The sequence below is a fragment of the Paraburkholderia acidipaludis NBRC 101816 genome, assembly GCF_000684975.1.
In the GTDB taxonomy this organism is placed as follows: Bacteria; Pseudomonadota; Gammaproteobacteria; order Burkholderiales; family Burkholderiaceae; genus Paraburkholderia; species Paraburkholderia acidipaludis.
This window is the reverse complement of sequence record NZ_BAXZ01000003.1, coordinates 39,892-56,271: the sequence shown is the minus strand read 5'-3', so window position 1 is coordinate 56,271 and position 16,380 is coordinate 39,892. Positions and strand designations below refer to the sequence as shown.

The following is a 16,380-nucleotide window of genomic DNA, read 5'->3' as shown; positions in this document are numbered from 1 at the left end:
AGGCGAAGCGCGGCATCATGGAGAACCCGCGTTGTCCGCATTAGCGGCGCTGCCCTATGCTGCGGTGAATCCGGCCCTCGATGGGTGACCGACACGCGCGAAGCCAGCACGCGCGACGCGAGCCGGACCGAACCCTGCCGGCCCCAGGCGGCCGGCCGCCACGGAGGATGGTTGCCATGCGCCGTTACCGCGACTTTCACCGCGAATCGATCGCCCACCCCGAGGACTTTTGGCGCCGCGAAGCCTCGCGCATTCATTGGGAAACACCGTTCGACGCGGTGCTCGACCGTTCGAACCCGCCGTTCGCGCGCTGGTTCTGCGGCGGCCGCACGAATCTGTGCTTCAACGCGGTGGACCGGCATCTTGCCGAACGCGCGCAGCAATGCGCGCTCGTCTACGTCTCGACCGAGACCGGCATCGAGCGCCGCTATACCTATGCCGAGCTGCACGCCGAAGTGAACCGCATGGCCGCCGTGATGCAGTCGCTGGGCGTCGCGCGCGGCGAACGCGTGCTGATCTATCTGCCGATGATCCCCGAGGCCGTGTTCGCGATGCTCGCCTGCGCGCGGCTGGGCGCGATCCATTCGGTGGTGTTCGGCGGCTTCGCCGCGCCCTCGCTCGCGGCGCGCATCGACGACGCGAAACCCGTGCTGATCGTGAGCGCCGACGCGGGCGCGCGCGGCGGCAAGGTGATCGACTACACGCCGCTCGTGGACGAAGCCATGGCGCGCGCGCAGCACGCAACGCCCAAGGTGCTCCTGATCGACCGGCAGCTCGCGCCCGAACGCCTCGCCGCCCCCTACCTCGTGGACTACGAGCCGCTGCGCGAGCAGCACTACGGCGCGCAGGTGCCGTGCGTCTGGCTCGAATCGAACGAGCCCTCGTACATCCTCTACACCTCGGGCACGACCGGCCGGCCCAAGGGCGTGCAGCGCGACGTGGGCGGCTATGCCGTGGCGCTCGCCGCCTCCATGGAGTACATCTTCGAGGGCCACGCGGGCGACACGATGTTCACGGCGTCGGACATCGGCTGGGTAGTGGGGCACAGCTACATCATCTATGCGCCGCTCATCGCCGGCATGACGACCGTGATGTACGAAGGCACGCCCATCCGCCCCGACGGCGGCGTCTGGTGGCGTCTCGTCGAGCAGTACGGCATCAATCTGATGTTCACGGCGCCCACGGCGATTCGCGTGCTCAAGAAGCAGGACCCGGCGCTGCTGCATGCCGCCGACCTCTCCAGCCTGCGCACGCTGTTCCTCGCGGGCGAGCCGCTCGACGAGCCCACCGCCGCGTGGATTTCGGAGGCGCTCGGCAAACCGGTGGTCGACAACTACTGGCAGACCGAAACCGGCTGGCCGATGCTCGCGATCCAGCGCGGCGTCGAGGCGCTGCCGCAAAAGCTCGGCTCGCCCGGGGTGCCCGCGTACGGCTACGACCTCACGTTGCGCAGCGAGCACACGGGCGAGCCCTGCCCGCCTGGCGAGAAAGGCGTGATCACGCTGGGCTACCCGCTGCCGCCGGGCTGCATGCAGACCGTCTGGGGCGACGACGCGCGCTTCGTGAAGACCTACTGGGAGAGCGTGCCGGGCCAGCAGGTGTACTCGACCTTCGACTGGGGCGTGCAGGACGAAAACGGCTACGTGACGATCCTCGGCCGCACCGACGACGTCATCAACATCGCCGGCCACCGGCTCGGCACGCGCGAAATCGAGGAAGCGATCTCGTCGCACGCCGCGGTGGCCGAAGTGGCCGTGGTGGGCGTGAACGATGCGGTGAAGGGGCAGACGGCGCTGGCGTTCGTGGTGCTGCGCGACGCGGCGGCCGCGGCCGATCCGAACGCGGCGAAGCAGCTCGAAGCGTCGATTGCCGCGACCGTGGACCGCCAGCTCGGCGCCATTGGCCGGCCGGGGCGCGTGCTGTTCGTCGGCATGCTGCCGAAGACGCGCTCCGGCAAGCTGCTGCGGCGTGCGATCGCCGCTCTCGCGGAAAGACGCGAACCCGGCGACCTGCCGACGATCGAAGATGCCTCAGCGCTGCAGCAGGTGCGCGATGCCGTGGCCGAGGGGAATCGCGGCGACGGCGGCGCTTAAGACACCACTTGGACACCGCTCAACGCGGCGTCGAGGCGTAGGCGGCGAGGAACCGGCGCAGGATGCCGGTCGAATACGTGCCGGCGATATCGGTGAGGAAAGTGGCGAACGACGTGCTCGCGTGCTCGTCGGCGGTATCGGAGATCGTGCGCACCACGGCGCACGGCAGCCCGTATTCGTAGCAGACCTGCGCGATGGCCGCGCCCTCCATCTCGACCGCCAGCGCCTCGGGCTGTGCCGCGCGCAAGGCGCTCACGGCCTCGCCGCTCGCAACGAACTGATCGCCGCTGATCACGAGCCCGCGATGTACACGCGGCTGCCGCGTCTGGAAGCGCTCGGCCAGCGCCGCCCCCTCTTCCGCCACGAAGCGCTCGCAGGCTTCGGCAAGCGCCACGGCAAGCGCAGGATCCGCATCGAAGCGCGCGCGGCCAAGCAGCGGAATCTCGAAGCGCGGAAAGAGCGGCTCGGCGTTCATGTCGTGCTGGAGCAGCGTCTCGCCCACCACGATGTCGCCGACATGCACCGACGGCCCGACCCCGCCCGCCACGCCGGTGAACACGATCGCTTCGACGTCGAAGGCATGAATCAGCGCGCTCGCCGTCGCGGCGGCCGCGACCTTGCCGACGCGCGCGAGCGTCACGACGCAAGGCGCGCCGTGAACCGTGCCGAGGTGATAGTCGCGCTGGCCGAAGGTGCGCGTGGTGACGCCCGACTCGGCGCGCATGGCCGCGAGCAGGTCGCCGAGTTCTTCGGGCAGTGCGGCGAGCACGCCGAGCGGACGCGCCGCGGCGCGGGACGATGCATTCATCGCTGTGAGTTCCGTAGAGTCCAGTTCGTTGGGCGCCGCGCGCTCATTCCACCGCTTGCAGTTTCGCCACCGCCAGCGCGAGCCACTTCTCGCCGTGGCGCTTGAAGCGGACCTGCGCCTTCGCGTCGGTGCCGCTGCCTTCCAGCGCCGTGACGGTGCCTTCGCCGAATTTCGTATGGAACACCATCTGGCCCACGCGGAAACCCGTCTCGGCCGCGCGCTGCGCGTTGGCGAATGCCGGCGGCGGGCTCTTGTCCGCCACGTAGGCGTCGCGCTCGCGGCCGCCCTCGCCGCCCGAACGCCCGAACCAGTCGCGGCCCCAGCCCGCGTTGTCGGAGCGTCCGCCCCAGCGCGCGCCGGCTTCGACCTTCGGCGTGAGCCATTTGAGCGTTTCCTGCGGCAGCTCGTCGAAGAAGCGCGAGCGCACGTTGTAGCGCGTCTGGCCGTGCAGCAGCCGGCTCTGTGTGAACGAAAGGTAGAGCCGCTCCTTCGCGCGCGTGATCGCCACGTACATCAGGCGGCGCTCTTCTTCGAGGCCGTCGGCTTCCATCGCGCTGTTCTCGTGCGGGAAAAGCCCTTCTTCGAGACCCGTGATGAAGACCGCCGTGAATTCGAGCCCCTTGGCCGCATGCACGGTCATCAGCTGCACCGCGTCCTGACCCGCCTGCGCCTGGTTGTCGCCCGCTTCCAGCGAGGCGTGCGAGAGAAAGCCCGCCAGCGGCGTCATGACGTCGGGGTTCTGCGCGGGATCCGTGATCGCGGGGGCGTCGAGCACTTCGATCTCGCCGTCCTGCGAGACGATCTCCGGCAGCGCGCTCGCGCCGCGGCGCAGCGGGATCGAGCGCGCGGGCGTGTCGAGGCCGTAGCCCTCCTCGCTCACGAACGCCGTGGCCGCGTTGACGAGTTCCTGCAGGTTCTCCAGCCGGTCCTGGCCTTCGCGCTCGTTCTGGTAGAACTCGGCCAGGCCGCTCATGCGGACGGTGTATTCCACCGTTTCGGGCAGGCTCAATTGCGCCGTTTCCGCGCGCATCTTCGCAATCAGATTCGCGAACGAGGCGAGGCTCGACCCGGCCTTGCCCGTCACGTAGGGAATCGCCGCCGCCATCGAGCAGTTGTAGAGGCGCGCCGCGTCGGCGAGCTGCTCGATCGAGCGCGCGCCAATGCCGCGCGTGGGGAAGTTCACGACGCGCGCGAACGCGGTGTCGTCGTTCGGGTTGTCGATCAGGCGCAGGTACGCGAGCGCGTGTTTCACTTCCTGGCGCTCGAAGAAGCGCAGGCCGCCATACACCTTGTACGGAATGCCCGCGTTGACGAGCGTGTGCTCGATCGTGCGCGACTGCGCGTTGCTGCGATAGAGCACCGCGACCTCGTTGCGCGCGAAGCCCGTATTGATGAGCGCGCGGATCTCCTCGACGATCCAGCCCGCTTCCTGCGAATCGGTCGCGGCCTCGTACACGCGCACCGGCTCGCCGTGGCCCGCGTCGGTGCGCAGATTCTTGCCGAGGCGGCGCGAGTTGTGCGCGATGAGATGGTTCGCGGCGTCGAGAATATGGCCGTGCGAGCGGTAGTTCTGCTCCAGCTTGATCAGATGCTTCACGCGGAACTCCTGCTCGAAGTCGCGCATGTTGCCCACGTTCGCGCCGCGGAACGCGTAGATCGACTGGTCGTCGTCGCCCACCGCGAAGATCGCGTTGTTGCCGCCCGCCAGCAGCTTCAGCCACGCGTACTGCAGCTTGTTGGTGTCCTGGAACTCGTCGACCAGGATGTCGCGAAAGCGCGCCTGGTAGTGCGCGCGCAGCGGCGGATTGTGGGCGAGCAGCTCGTAGCAGCGCAGCAGCAGCTCCGCGAAGTCGACTACGCCCTCGCGCTGGCACTGCTGGTCGTAGGCCTCGTAGAGTTCGACGAACTTGCGGTTGAAGTTGTCGGTAACGTCCACGTCCTTCGGCCGCAGGCCCTGCTCCTTCGCGTTGTTGATGAAGTGCTGCAGGCTCTTCGGCGGGTACTTCTCGTCGTCGATGTTCAGGCCCTTCATCAGGCGCTTGAGCGCCGAAAGCTGGTCGGCCGTATCGAGAATCTGGAACGTCTGCGGCAGGCCCGCGTCGCGGTAATGCGCGCGCAGCATGCGGTTGCACAGGCCGTGGAAGGTGCCGATCCACATGCCGCGCGTGTCGATGGGCAACAGCGCCTGCAGGCGCCCCACCATCTCGCGCGCGGCCTTGTTCGTGAAGGTCACGGCGAGGATCGTGGGGGGCGAGGCGAGCCCCTGCTGGATCAGCCACGCGATGCGCGTGATCAGCACGCGCGTCTTGCCGCTGCCGGCCCCGGCCAGGATGAGCGCCGGCTCGTTCGGCAACGTGACGGCGGCGAGTTGTTCGGGATTCAGGTTCGCGAGCAGATCGGGCATGGAGTACGCAGGAAGCTGGAAGACGCGCGAAAGCAAGGGCGCGCCGAAGATGGGCAGGCCGCCATTATAAGTCTCCCCTGGCCGGCCTGCCGCCCGGCGGCGGCGCGGGACCCCCGGCACTTCCCCTTATAATCGAAGGTTTCCGCATCCTTTTTCGGCAGATTTCACCCATGAGCGACAGCACGCTAGCGAAGAGCTTCGAGCCCCAGACGATCGAGGCCCACTGGGGCCCCGAATGGGAGCGCCGCGGCTACGCCGCCGCGACTTTCACGCCCGGCCGCAACAACTTCTCGATCCAGCTGCCGCCGCCCAACGTCACCGGCACGCTGCACATGGGGCACGCGTTCAACCAGACGATCATGGACGGCCTCGCGCGCTATCACCGCATGCTCGGCGAGAACACGCTGTGGGTGCCCGGCACGGACCACGCGGGCATCGCCACGCAGATCGTGGTGGAGCGCCAGCTCGACGCCCAGAAGGTTTCGCGCCACGACCTGGGCCGCGAAAAATTCGTAGAGCGCGTGTGGGAATGGAAGCAGCAATCGGGCTCGACCATCACCGGTCAGGTGCGGCGCCTGGGCGCCTCGATCGACTGGTCGCGCGAGTACTTCACGATGGACGACAAGATGTCGGCCGCCGTGCGCGACGTGTTCGTGCGCCTCTATGAACAGGGCCTGATCTATCGCGGCAAGCGCCTCGTGAACTGGGACCCGGTGCTGGGCACCGCCGTTTCGGACCTCGAGGTGGCGAGCGAAGAGGAAAACGGCAACCTCTGGCACCTGCGCTACCCGCTCGCGGACGGCTCGGGCCATCTGACCGTGGCCACCACGCGCCCGGAAACCATGCTCGGCGACACGGCCGTGATGGTCCACCCGGAAGACGAGCGCTACGCGCACCTGATCGGCCAGAGGGTGAAGCTGCCGCTCACGGACCGCGAAATCCCCATCATCGCCGACGACTACGTGGACCGCGAGTTCGGCACGGGCGTCGTGAAGGTCACGCCCGCGCACGACTTCAACGACTACCAGGTGGGCCTGCGTCACGGTCTGCCGATGATCGAGATCCTCACGCTCGACGCAAAGATCAACGCCAACGCACCGGAAAAATACCGCGGCCTCGACCGTTTCGAGGCGCGCAAGCAGGTGGTGGCCGATTTCGAGGCGGCGGGCCTGCTCGAATCGGTGCAGCCGCACAAGCTGATGGTGCCGCGCGGCGACCGCACCGGCGTCGTGCTAGAGCCGTTGCTCACGGACCAGTGGTTCGTGGCGATGACGAAGCCCGCGCCGGAGGGCACTTTCAATCCCGGCAAGTCGATCACCGAAACCTCGCTCGACGTCGTGCGCAGCGGCCAGATCAAGTTCGTGCCGGAAAACTGGACCACGACCTACTACCAGTGGCTCGAAAACATCCAGGACTGGTGCATCTCGCGCCAGCTCTGGTGGGGCCACCAGATTCCGGCCTGGTACGGCGAAAACGGCGAGATCTTCGTCGCGAAGAGCGAGGAAGAGGCGCGCGCCCAGGCCGCCGCCAAGGGCTACACGGGTGCGCTCAAGCGCGACGAGGACGTGCTCGACACGTGGTTCTCGTCGGCGCTCGTGCCGTTCTCGTCGCTCGGCTGGCCCGAGGAAACGCCGGAGCTGAAGGCGTTCCTGCCCTCGTCCGTGCTCGTGACGGGCTTCGACATCATTTTCTTCTGGGTGGCGCGCATGGTCATGATGACCACGCACTTCACCGGCAAGGTGCCGTTCGACACCGTGTACGTGCACGGCCTCGTGCGCGACGCCGAAGGCCAGAAGATGTCGAAGAGCAAGGGCAACACGCTCGACCCCATCGATATCGTGGACGGCATCGACCTCGAATCGCTCGTGGCCAAGCGCACCACGGGCCTCATGAACCCGAAGCAGGCCGCGTCCATCGAAAAGAAGACGCGCAAGGAGTTCCCGGAGGGCATTCCCGCTTTCGGCACCGACGCGCTGCGCTTCACGATGGCCTCGATGGCCACGCTCGGCCGCAATATCAACTTCGACCTCGCGCGCTGCGAGGGCTACCGCAACTTCTGCAACAAGCTCTGGAACGCCACGCGTTTCGTGCTGATGAACTGCGAAGGCCACGACTGCGGTTTCAGCAAACCGGGAGACTGCCAGCCCGGCGACTGCGGCCCCGGCGGCTACACGGACTTCTCGCAGGCCGACCGCTGGATCGTCTCGCTCCTGCAGCGCGTGGAAGCCGAAGTCGCGAAGGGTTTCGCGGACTACCGCTTCGACAATGTGACCAACGCCCTGTACAAGTTCGTTTGGGACGAATACTGTGACTGGTATCTGGAACTGGCCAAGGTGCAGATCCAGACCGGCACGCCCGAGCAGCAGCGCGCCACGCGCCGCACGCTGCTGCGGGTGCTGGAAACGGTGCTGCGCCTCGCGCATCCGGTGATCCCGTTCATCACCGAAGCGCTGTGGCAGAAAGTGGCGCCGCTCACCGACGCATATCCGCAAGGCGTCAGCGAAGGCGCGGCCTCGATCATGGTGCAGCCTTACCCGGTTGCCGAGCCGAAGAAGATCGACGAGGCCGCCGAACAATGGGCCGCGGATCTCAAGGCCGTGATCGACGCCTGCCGCAACCTGCGCGGCGAGATGAATCTTTCGCCCGCCACGAAGGTGCCGCTGCTCGCCACGGGCAACGGCGAGCGGCTCGCGAGCTTCGCGCCGTACGCGCAGGCGCTGGCGAGGTTGTCGGAGGTCCAGATCATCGCCGACGAGGCCACGCTCGACGCCGCATCGGCAGGCGCGCCGGTTGCTATCGTAGGTACGGACAAGCTGGTGCTGAAGGTCGAGATCGACGTGGCAGCCGAGCGGGAACGGCTCTCGAAGGAGATCGCCCGCCTGACGAACGAAGTGACGAAGTGCAGCGCGAAGCTGGGAAATGACAGCTTTGTCGCAAAGGCTCCGCCCGCTGTCGTTGAACAGGAGCAGAAAAGGCTGGCAGAATTCCAGGCTACGCTCGGCAAACTGACCGCGCAGCTGGAACGGCTGCCGGGCTGAGGGCCCAAAAAGCACAGCCCGGCGAGCAGGACGTGACCCAGAGTGCGGGACGCGCGCGCCAACAGGGAGGACCGCGCAGCCCGCAGGACCAGGACTAAAGACATGCTAAAAGTTACAAAAGCGGTATTTCCGGTAGCGGGCCTCGGCACGCGTTTCCTTCCGGCCACCAAGGCCAGTCCGAAGGAAATGCTGCCGATCGTCGACAAGCCGCTGATCCAGTACGCCGTCGAGGAAGCCGTGGCCGCCGGGATCACCGAGATGATCTTCGTGACCGGCCGCAGCAAGCGTGCGATCGAGGACCATTTCGACAAGTCCTACGAGATCGAGGCGGAACTCGAGGCGCGCGGCAAGGCGAAACTGCTGGAGCTGGTCCGCAACATCAAACCGGCCCATGTCGACTGCTTCTACGTGCGCCAACCCGAGGCGCTCGGCCTCGGCCACGCCGTGCTGTGCGCGGAAAAGCTGGTGGGCGACAACCCGTTCGCCGTGATCCTCGCCGACGACCTGCTCTACGGCACGCCGCCCGTCATGCAGCAGATGGTGGAGGTGTTCGACCACTACCATAGCTCGGTGCTCGGCGTGGAAGAGATTCCGCCGTCCGAAACGCGCTCGTACGGCATTGTCGACGGCAAGGAATGGGAAGACTCGATCGTCAAGCTTTCGGGCATCGTCGAGAAGCCCGCGCCCGAAGTCGCGCCGTCGAACCTTGGCGTGGTGGGCCGCTATGTGCTCAAGCCGCGCATTTTCGAACACCTGAAGTCGATCAAGCCGGGCGCGGGCGGCGAACTGCAGCTCACCGACGCGATCCAGTCGCTGCTCGCCGACGAGCAGGTGCTGGCCTACAAGTACCACGGCACGCGCTTCGACTGCGGCAGCAAGCTCGGATATCTGAAGGCGACCGTCGAGTTCGCGCTGCGCCACCCCGAAGTGGCCACCGAATTCGCCGAGTACCTGCATACGCGCAAGCCGACGATGGAAGGCTGAATTCCGGTCCTGGCGGCGCGACACGCCGCCGGTATGCTGCCGGTACAAACGACATGGCCCGCATTCAGCGGGCCATTTTTCTTTGCGCGCTCGCGGGCGGGCGATTTCAGCGCCGGCGCATCAGGAACACGAAAATCTTGTCCTGCTGCGTGCTTTCGACGATCTCGTTGCCGGTCTGCTTCGCGAATGCGGCGAAATCGCGCTGCGAGCCGGGATCGGTCGCGAGCACCTTGAGAATCTGGCCGCTTTCCATGTCGGCCAGCGCCTTCTTGGCGCGCAGGATCGGCAGCGGGCAGTTGAGCCCGCGCGCGTCCACTTCCTTGTGAACCTGAATTTGCATCGGGGTTGGATCCTTCGGGGGGAGGCGCCTCATGCGGCGCACGTCACATACTGATAGCGCCGATTCTACCGCAGGCGCGCCCCGCCCTCAGGATGCCGGTCAGAACGTGACCGCCTGCCCCGTCTGCAAGGACTGGCGCAGCGCCTGGCCAATGCGCGTCGCCTCCAGCGCGTCTTCCAGCGTCGCGCCCTGCGCGGCGGCGTCATGTGCGCCGCTCGCGCCCATGCGCGCCCGCACCGACGCCACGAACGCCTGCGCCTCGACCAGGAACGCTTCTTCGAAGCGATCGAAGAAGGTGGGCGTGCATTCGCTGCGCACACCGCCCGCGTCGTAGATTTCCACGCGGTTCACGCGCGGAATGTGCCCGATCGCGAGCGCGCCCGCCGTGCCGATCACTTCGCTCGACGTATCGTTGCCGTGCGCCATGGTGCGCGACGCATAGAACATGGCGAGACCGCCGCCCTCGAACTCGCAGACGGCGACGCCGTTATCCACGTCGCCCGCCGCGCGCAGGCCTTCGTGCAGCGCAATCGTGCCCGTGGCGTAGACGCGCGTGGCGCGCGGCTTGCCGAGCAGCCAGCGCGCGACGTCGATGTCGTGCACCGTGCAGTCGAGGAAAATGCCGCCCGACGTAGGCGCGAAACGCACGAAGAAACCCTCGGGGTCGTTGAGATCGCAGGTCTGCGAACGCACGAGGAACGGCCTGCCGATCGCGCCGGCCTGCACCTTCGCGAACGCGGCCTGGTAGCTCGGATCGAAGCGCCGCATGAAGCCGATCGTCACCTGCTGGCTGTCGTAGCGGCGCGACTCGGCCACCACGCGCTCGCATTCGGCGACGTCGAGCGAGAGCGGCTTCTCGCAGAACACGTGCTTGCCCGCGCGCAGCGCGTCCACGATCTGCTGCGCGTGCAGCGCCGAGGGCGTGACGAGCCATACGGCGTCGAGCGCGTCGTCGGCCAGCATGGCCGCGTAGTCCGCGTACAGGCGCGCCGCGGGCAAGGCCTCGCGCGCCCACGCCAGATCCTCTTCCAGCGGGCTGCACGCCGCCGCGAGCGTCGCGCCCGGCACGCGATACGCGAGATTCTGGGCGTGCCGCCGCCCGAGCCGCCCGAGTCCCGCTACACCCACGCGCAAAGGCTGGGTCCGTGGTGTTGCCTGCATCTCCTGCATCCTGCGCCTCCGTCCGTTATGCGCCGACCTTCACCACGCGCCCTTCGCGCCACGACTGCGAAGCCGCCTCCGCGAGTTCGAGCGCCTTCAGTCCATCCGCCACCGTCGTGCGTACCGGCGTGCCCTTCGTGACCGCCTCGTGAAAGTGCGCCATCTCGCTCGCATAGGCCGCGCGGTAACGTTCGAGGAAGAATGCCTCGGGCACGTCCTGCGCCACGGCCGTCTTCGACCACGCCACCACTTCCGTGGGCTTCATGTTGCCCGCCTGGAGCATGCCCTCGCTGCCGAGAATCTCGAAGCGCTGGTCGTAGCCGTAGGCCGCGCGCCGCGACGTGTTGATCTGGCAAAGACGGCCGCGCTTCGTGCGGATCGTCACCGCCGTCGAGTCGATGTCGCCGGCCTCGGCAATCGCCGGGTCGGTGAGGCAGCTGCCCGTCGCGTGCACCGTGTCGGCTTCGTCGCCGAGAATCCAGCGGAAGATGTCGAAGTCGTGGATCAGCATGTCCTTGAAGATGCCGCCCGAGTGCTTGATGTACTCGACGGGCGGCGCGCCCGGGTCGCGGCTCGTCACCACGAGCATTTCCGGCGTGCCGATCTCGCCCGCGTCGAGACGCGCCTTGAGCGCCGCGAAGGTGGGATCGTAGCGGCGCTGGAAGCCGATCATGGCCACCACGCCCGCGCGCTCGACGGCCTCGGCGCACGCACGCGCGCGCTCGATGGTGAGATCGACGGGCTTTTCGCAGAAGATGTGCTTAGCCGCAGCCGCCGACTTGAGAATCAGTTCGGAGTGCGTATCGGTACTCGAACAGATGACGGTGGCGTCGATCGATGCGTCGCCGAACGCGTCGTCCACGCCGGCCACCTCGGCGCCGTGCTGCGCGGCGAGCGCGGCGGCGGCGTCGCGATTCACGTCGATCACGTACTTCAGGCGCACGCCGGGCTGGCGCGCCAGATTGCCCGCATGTATGCGCCCGATGCGGCCCGCGCCGAACACCGCAACGTTCAGCGTCTTGCCTGCTGCTTCAGTCATCGTATCCTCCATGGTCCGTCGACTCTTCGACGTTCAGTTCGAGCCGGTACGCAAGCGCGATGAACAGCGCCTGGCACAGGCAGAAAGTGCTCGTGAGCGAGCGGAACGCGAACGCGCTCCCCTCCTTCACGTAAAGCTGGGCGTTCGCATGGCGTGCGAGCGGAGAAAGTTGGCTGTCCGTAATGACGAGCGTTTTCGCGTGATGCTGCTGCGCGACGCGCAGGCAGTACTGCGTCTCCTTGCCGTAGGGCGCGAAACTGATCGCGATGACCACGTCGCCCTTCTTCACGCTGCGGATCTGCTCGTGATACATGCCGCCGAGGCCCGAGACGAGATGCACGCGCTTTCTCGTGTGCTGCAGCGCGTAGACGATGTAGCTCGCCACCGGGAACGAGCGCCGCACGCCGATCACGTAGATGTTGTCGGCCTGCTCCAGCATCTTCACGGCCTCGTCGAACTGCGCGTCGTCGAGGCCGGCGTCGAGCTCGTCGAGGCCGCCGCGGCAGGCGCCGATGAACTCGCGCGCCACCGCGCCGCCCAGGTCCGGGCTCGCCTTGCCTTCCTTCTCGTCGATCAACTGACGAATGCGCTGCTGATAGCTCGTCGCCGAGGCGCCCTGCCCCGCATAGGCCTGGCGGAACACGGCCTGCAGGTCCGAAAAGCCCGAGAAGCCGAAGCGCTGCGCAAAGCGCACCACGGCCGAAGGGTGCACGCCGCAACTGGCCGCGATGTCGCTCGTGCGGTCCATCATCACGCTCGCGCGGTTCTGCTCGATATAGGTCGCGACGCTTTTCAGCTGCCGCGGCAGCGCCTCGTAGTCGTGCGCGACGCGCTGCATCAATTCGTCGACGCCCGATGCGACGTCGCTTGTCTCGTCCGCCATGATCTTTTTCCTTCGCGTTATGCCGCAGTGCCGCAAAACCCTTGCCAGGCGCGGCTTTCAGGGCATACCGACGATGCCGATTATAGGAAGGTCCTCCGCCAAATGGAACAGATTTTCTATTTTTATTTGTCATGAAATTTCTGTTGCATCCGGCGCGACGATCGCCTAATCTTGTCCATGAGCGAGGCGACAGGGATGCCCCAGGCCGCCCCGCTCATCCCAAAAATGACAGACCGAGAAAGGTGGAGACAATGACACAACGCAAGGGCAAGGCAATGCTTGCGCGGCTCGCCGCGACGCTGCTGCTCGCCGCAGGACTGGGCACGCTGGCCATGCCGGCGGCGCAGGCCGCGGACGCGCACTTCGTGCTGATCAGCCACGCGCCCGATTCGGATTCCTGGTGGAACACCATCAAGAATGCGATCAAGCAGGCCGACGAAGACTGGAACGTCGAGACCGACTACCGCAATCCCCCCAATGGCGATATCGCCGACATGTCGCGCCTGATCGAACAGGCGGCCGCGCGCAACTATGACGGCGTGATCGTCACGATTGCCGACTACGACGTGCTGAAGAGCTCCATCGCCAAGGTCACGGAAAAGCATATTCCGCTCGTGACGATCAACTCCGGCACCGAGGAACAGAGCGCGCAGCTGGGCGCGATCATGCATATCGGCCAGCCGGAATACGTGGCGGGCCACGCAGCCGGCGAAAAAGCCAAGGCGGCGGGCGTGAAGTCGTTCCTGTGCGTGAACCACTACGCCACGAACCCGCTGTCGTTCGAGCGTTGCCGCGGCTTTGCCGACGCGCTCGGCGTGGACTACAAGAGTTCCACGATCGACTCGGGCCAGGACCCGGTCGAAATCCAGTCGAAGGTTAGCGCCTACCTGCGCAACCATCCGGACACGGGCGCGATCCTCACGCTCGGCCCGGTGTCGGCGGTGGGCACCATCAAGGCCGTGCAGCAGATGGGCCTCGCAGGCAAGATCTACTTCGCCACCTTCGACTTCTCCGACGACATCGCCAAGGGCATTCGCGACGGCACGATCAAGTTCGCGATCGACCAGCAGCCGTATCTGCAGGGTTATATCGCCGTGGCCGTGCTCGCGATCGTGCACAAGGATCACACGACCGATCCGATGAAGATCCGCCAGATCCTGCAGTCGAATCCGAAGTTCCAGCAGCGCCTCGAGACTTACGGGCTGCAGCCGTCGTACGGCCCGCGCAACATCCGCTCGGGTCCGGGCTTCATCACGAAGGAGAACATCGACAAGGTCGTCAAGTACGCGGGCCAGTACCGCTGATTCGTCCAGTCGTAACGTAGTAGCAGAGCAGTTTTTCGTCAGCCCCGCGCGGCGACGGTTCGCCCCTCGCGAGTCCCGTTTCGCCCTTCGCTCACCGCGCCGCGCGCTCTTCACCGGTACGCCGCCACTGTGTTCCGCCTCACTGCATGACGCATGGGGTGGCGTACCGGGCATCAGCAACTGCATGGGACCGGAATCAGCGCTGAAGCGCTAACTCAGGTCGACCGTTCTACGTGGGACCGGAGTAAGCGCTGAAGCGCTAACTCCGGTCGACAAAGGAGACATCATGGGTGTAGCCGGCAAACACTTTCCCTCGCATTCCCCGGACGGCAGCGCGCAGAACGCCGACGCCACGCCCCCGGCAGGGACAGGCGCGACGGACGAGCGCGTGCGCCGCGAATCGCGCTTCGGCCATCTGCTCGGCCGGCCCGAATTCGCCGCGATTTCCGGCACCGTGCTCGTATTCGCCGTGTTCGCCATCGGCGCCGGCGGCTCGGGCATGTTCGACCTCGACGGCATCATGAACTGGTCGCAGGTCGCGGCCTACCTCGGCATTCTCTCGGTCGGCGCGTGTCTGCTCATGATCGCCGGCGAGTTCGACCTCTCGATCGGCTCGATGATCGGCTTCGCCGGGATGATGGTCGCCATTCCGACCATGTACTTCCACTGGCCCATCGCGCTTTCCATCCTGTTCGCGTTCGCGGGCTGCACCGCGATCGGCGCGCTCAACGGCTACCTCGTCATGCGCACGCGGCTGCCATCGTTCATCGTGACGCTCGCGTTCATGTTCATCCTGCGCGGCCTCACGCTCGCGCTCTCGATCATGTTCGCCGACCGCACGATCGTCTCGGGCGTGGGCGACGTCGCCAAAGCCGACGCGCTCAGCAACTTCCTGTTTCACGGCACGGCGTTCAAGGGCCTCTTCATCGCCCTCGCCCACATGGGCATCGGCAAGATGCTCGACAACGGCCAGCCGCTCGTGCCCGGCGTACCGAAGGTCATTCTCTGGTGGTTCGCACTCACGATCATCGGCGCGTTCGTGCTCGCAAAAACGCGCTACGGCAACTGGATTCTCGCCGTGGGCGGCGACGCCAACGCCGCGAAGAACGTCGGCGTCCCCGTCAAGCGCGTCAAGATCTCGCTCTTCATGCTGACTGCTTTCTGCTCGTGCCTCTTCGCCGTGCTGCAGGTGTGCGACATCGGCTCCGCCGCCGCCGACCGCGGCCTGCAGAAAGAGTTCGAAGCCATCATTGCCGCGGTGATCGGCGGCACGCTGCTCACGGGCGGCTACGGTTCGGTGATCGGTTCCGCATTCGGCGCGCTGATCTTCGGCGTCGTGCAGATCGGCATCACCTACACAAACATCGATTCGGACTGGTTCCGCGTCTTCCTCGGCCTCATGCTGCTGATGGCCGTGCTGTTCAACCACTACGTGCGCCGTCGCGTCGCGCAGTCGTAATCCGGAGGCCACCATGTCCGATACCACTACCGCAAGCAGTGCGGCAAACAACGCCGACACGATCCTCGCGCTCGAAAACGTCAGCAAGTACTTCGGCAAGGTCATCGCGCTCAACGGCGTCACGCTGCGCCTGAAGCGCGGCGAGGTGCACTGCCTGCTGGGCGACAACGGCGCCGGCAAGTCCACGCTCATCAAGACGCTGGCGGGCGTGCACCAGCCCACCACCGGCCAGTACTTCGTGGACGGCAAGCCCGTGCAGTTCGAGTCGCCCAAGGAGGCGCTCGACCTCGGCATCGCCACCGTCTACCAGGATCTGGCGCTCGTGCCGCTGCTTTCCGTCGCGCGCAACTTCTTCATGGGCCGCGAACCGCAGAAGAAACTCTTCGGTTTCCTCAACGTCATGGATCTCGATTCGAGCGCGATCATTGCGAAGGATCGGCTCGCCGAAATGGGCATCAACGTGCGCGACCCGCACCAGGCCATCGGCACGATGTCGGGCGGCGAACGCCAGTGTCTCGCGATCGCCCGCGCCATCCACTTCGGCGCGCGCGTGCTGATTCTCGACGAGCCCACGGCGGCGCTCGGCGTCAAGCAGAGCTTCAACGTGCTCAAGCTGATCCACACCGCGCGCGCCAAGGGCATCTCGGTGATTTTCATCACGCACAACGTACACCACGCCTACCCCATCGGCGATTCGTTCACGCTGCTCAATCGCGGCCGCTCGCTCGGCACCTACACGAAAGACACGATCAGCAAGAACGAAGTGCTGGACATGATGGCGGGCGGCGCGGAGATGCAGAAGATGATCGCCGAACTCGACGGCGCGACCATCTGAGCGCGCGCCACGACGGCATCGAATTCAACAGG

At 66.4% G+C, this 16,380-nt stretch carries 12 protein-coding genes; 6 read left to right on the top strand and 6 right to left on the bottom strand.

Annotation, left to right across the window (positions count from 1 at the left end):
• Window positions 1-176: 176 nt before the first annotated feature.
• Window positions 177-2,093, top strand: a complete 1,917-nt coding sequence (locus BAC01S_RS02900) for a propionate--CoA ligase (protein ID WP_027793408.1) — start codon at window positions 177-179, stop codon at window positions 2,091-2,093.
• A gap of 19 nt (window positions 2,094-2,112) precedes the next feature.
• Here the strand turns inward: BAC01S_RS02900 and BAC01S_RS30155 are convergent, their stop codons facing one another.
• Entirely contained in the window at window positions 2,113-2,901 is a 789-nt protein-coding gene (locus tag BAC01S_RS30155) for a 5'-methylthioadenosine/adenosylhomocysteine nucleosidase (protein WP_043201019.1), read from the bottom strand.
• A gap of 43 nt (window positions 2,902-2,944) precedes the next feature.
• Entirely contained in the window at window positions 2,945-5,305 is a 2,361-nt protein-coding gene (locus BAC01S_RS02890; protein WP_027793407.1) for a UvrD-helicase domain-containing protein, read from the bottom strand.
• Window positions 5,306-5,475: 170 nt separating this feature from the next.
• On the opposite strand from BAC01S_RS02890, the gene BAC01S_RS02885 reads away from it, so the two are divergent.
• Both BAC01S_RS02885 and galU read left to right on the top strand, forming a co-directional pair.
• Window positions 5,476-8,343: a valine--tRNA ligase gene (locus BAC01S_RS02885; protein WP_027793406.1), complete on the top strand. Its 2,868-nt coding sequence runs from the start codon at window positions 5,476-5,478 to the stop codon at window positions 8,341-8,343.
• A 102-nt stretch (window positions 8,344-8,445) separates the two neighbouring features.
• Window positions 8,446-9,327 (top strand): UTP--glucose-1-phosphate uridylyltransferase GalU, encoded by an 882-nt coding sequence (gene galU / locus BAC01S_RS02880; protein WP_027793405.1) that lies wholly within the window; start codon window positions 8,446-8,448, stop codon window positions 9,325-9,327.
• 106 nt (window positions 9,328-9,433) lie between these two features.
• On the opposite strand, the gene BAC01S_RS02875 is transcribed toward galU, so the two are convergent.
• The 4 genes from BAC01S_RS02875 to BAC01S_RS02860 all read right to left on the bottom strand — a co-directional run bounded on the left by BAC01S_RS02875 (window position 9,434) and on the right by BAC01S_RS02860 (window position 12,750).
• The gene (locus BAC01S_RS02875; protein ID WP_027793404.1) at window positions 9,434-9,661 is read right to left on the bottom strand and encodes a sulfurtransferase TusA family protein; all 228 of its coding nucleotides are present in this window, start codon (window positions 9,659-9,661) and stop codon (window positions 9,434-9,436) included.
• Window positions 9,662-9,766: 105 nt separating this feature from the next.
• Entirely contained in the window at window positions 9,767-10,828 is a 1,062-nt protein-coding gene (locus BAC01S_RS02870) for a Gfo/Idh/MocA family oxidoreductase (protein ID WP_027793403.1), read from the bottom strand.
• A 25-nt stretch (window positions 10,829-10,853) separates the two neighbouring features.
• Window positions 10,854-11,867, bottom strand: a complete 1,014-nt coding sequence (iolG, locus tag BAC01S_RS02865) for an inositol 2-dehydrogenase (protein WP_027793402.1) — start codon at window positions 11,865-11,867, stop codon at window positions 10,854-10,856.
• Window positions 11,860-12,750 (bottom strand): MurR/RpiR family transcriptional regulator, encoded by an 891-nt coding sequence (locus BAC01S_RS02860; protein WP_027793401.1) that lies wholly within the window; start codon window positions 12,748-12,750, stop codon window positions 11,860-11,862. Before BAC01S_RS02860 ends, iolG begins: the two co-directional genes overlap by 8 nt.
• Window positions 12,751-13,001: 251 nt before the next feature.
• Between BAC01S_RS02860 and BAC01S_RS02855 the strand changes: the two genes are divergently transcribed.
• The 3 genes from BAC01S_RS02855 to BAC01S_RS02845 all read left to right on the top strand — a co-directional run bounded on the left by BAC01S_RS02855 (window position 13,002) and on the right by BAC01S_RS02845 (window position 16,348).
• Entirely contained in the window at window positions 13,002-14,054 is a 1,053-nt protein-coding gene (locus BAC01S_RS02855) for a sugar ABC transporter substrate-binding protein (protein ID WP_027793400.1), read from the top strand.
• A 286-nt stretch (window positions 14,055-14,340) separates the two neighbouring features.
• On the top strand, window positions 14,341-15,513 hold the full coding sequence (locus BAC01S_RS02850; RefSeq protein WP_027793399.1) for an ABC transporter permease: 1,173 nt from the start codon (window positions 14,341-14,343) through the stop codon (window positions 15,511-15,513).
• Window positions 15,514-15,526: 13 nt separating this feature from the next.
• Window positions 15,527-16,348: an ATP-binding cassette domain-containing protein gene (locus BAC01S_RS02845; RefSeq protein WP_027793398.1), complete on the top strand. Its 822-nt coding sequence runs from the start codon at window positions 15,527-15,529 to the stop codon at window positions 16,346-16,348.
• Window positions 16,349-16,380 lie beyond the last annotated feature (32 nt).

What these genes read in the sequence shown, in the direction of transcription:
- BAC01S_RS02900 (WP_027793408.1), top strand. Translation starts at nt 177, where the DNA reads ATGCGCCGTTACCGCGACTTTCACCGCGAATCGATCGCCCACCCCGAG.
- BAC01S_RS30155 (WP_043201019.1), bottom strand. Translation starts at nt 2,901, where the DNA reads ATGAATGCATCGTCCCGCGCCGCGGCGCGTCCGCTCGGCGTGCTCGCC.
- BAC01S_RS02890 (WP_027793407.1), bottom strand. Translation starts at nt 5,305, where the DNA reads ATGCCCGATCTGCTCGCGAACCTGAATCCCGAACAACTCGCCGCCGTC.
- BAC01S_RS02885 (WP_027793406.1), top strand. Translation starts at nt 5,476, where the DNA reads ATGAGCGACAGCACGCTAGCGAAGAGCTTCGAGCCCCAGACGATCGAG.
- galU (WP_027793405.1), top strand. Translation starts at nt 8,446, where the DNA reads ATGCTAAAAGTTACAAAAGCGGTATTTCCGGTAGCGGGCCTCGGCACG.
- BAC01S_RS02870 (WP_027793403.1), bottom strand. Translation starts at nt 10,828, where the DNA reads ATGCAGGCAACACCACGGACCCAGCCTTTGCGCGTGGGTGTAGCGGGA.
- iolG (WP_027793402.1), bottom strand. Translation starts at nt 11,867, where the DNA reads ATGACTGAAGCAGCAGGCAAGACGCTGAACGTTGCGGTGTTCGGCGCG.
- BAC01S_RS02860 (WP_027793401.1), bottom strand. Translation starts at nt 12,750, where the DNA reads ATGGCGGACGAGACAAGCGACGTCGCATCGGGCGTCGACGAATTGATG.
- BAC01S_RS02855 (WP_027793400.1), top strand. Translation starts at nt 13,002, where the DNA reads ATGACACAACGCAAGGGCAAGGCAATGCTTGCGCGGCTCGCCGCGACG.
- BAC01S_RS02850 (WP_027793399.1), top strand. Translation starts at nt 14,341, where the DNA reads ATGGGTGTAGCCGGCAAACACTTTCCCTCGCATTCCCCGGACGGCAGC.
- BAC01S_RS02845 (WP_027793398.1), top strand. Translation starts at nt 15,527, where the DNA reads ATGTCCGATACCACTACCGCAAGCAGTGCGGCAAACAACGCCGACACG.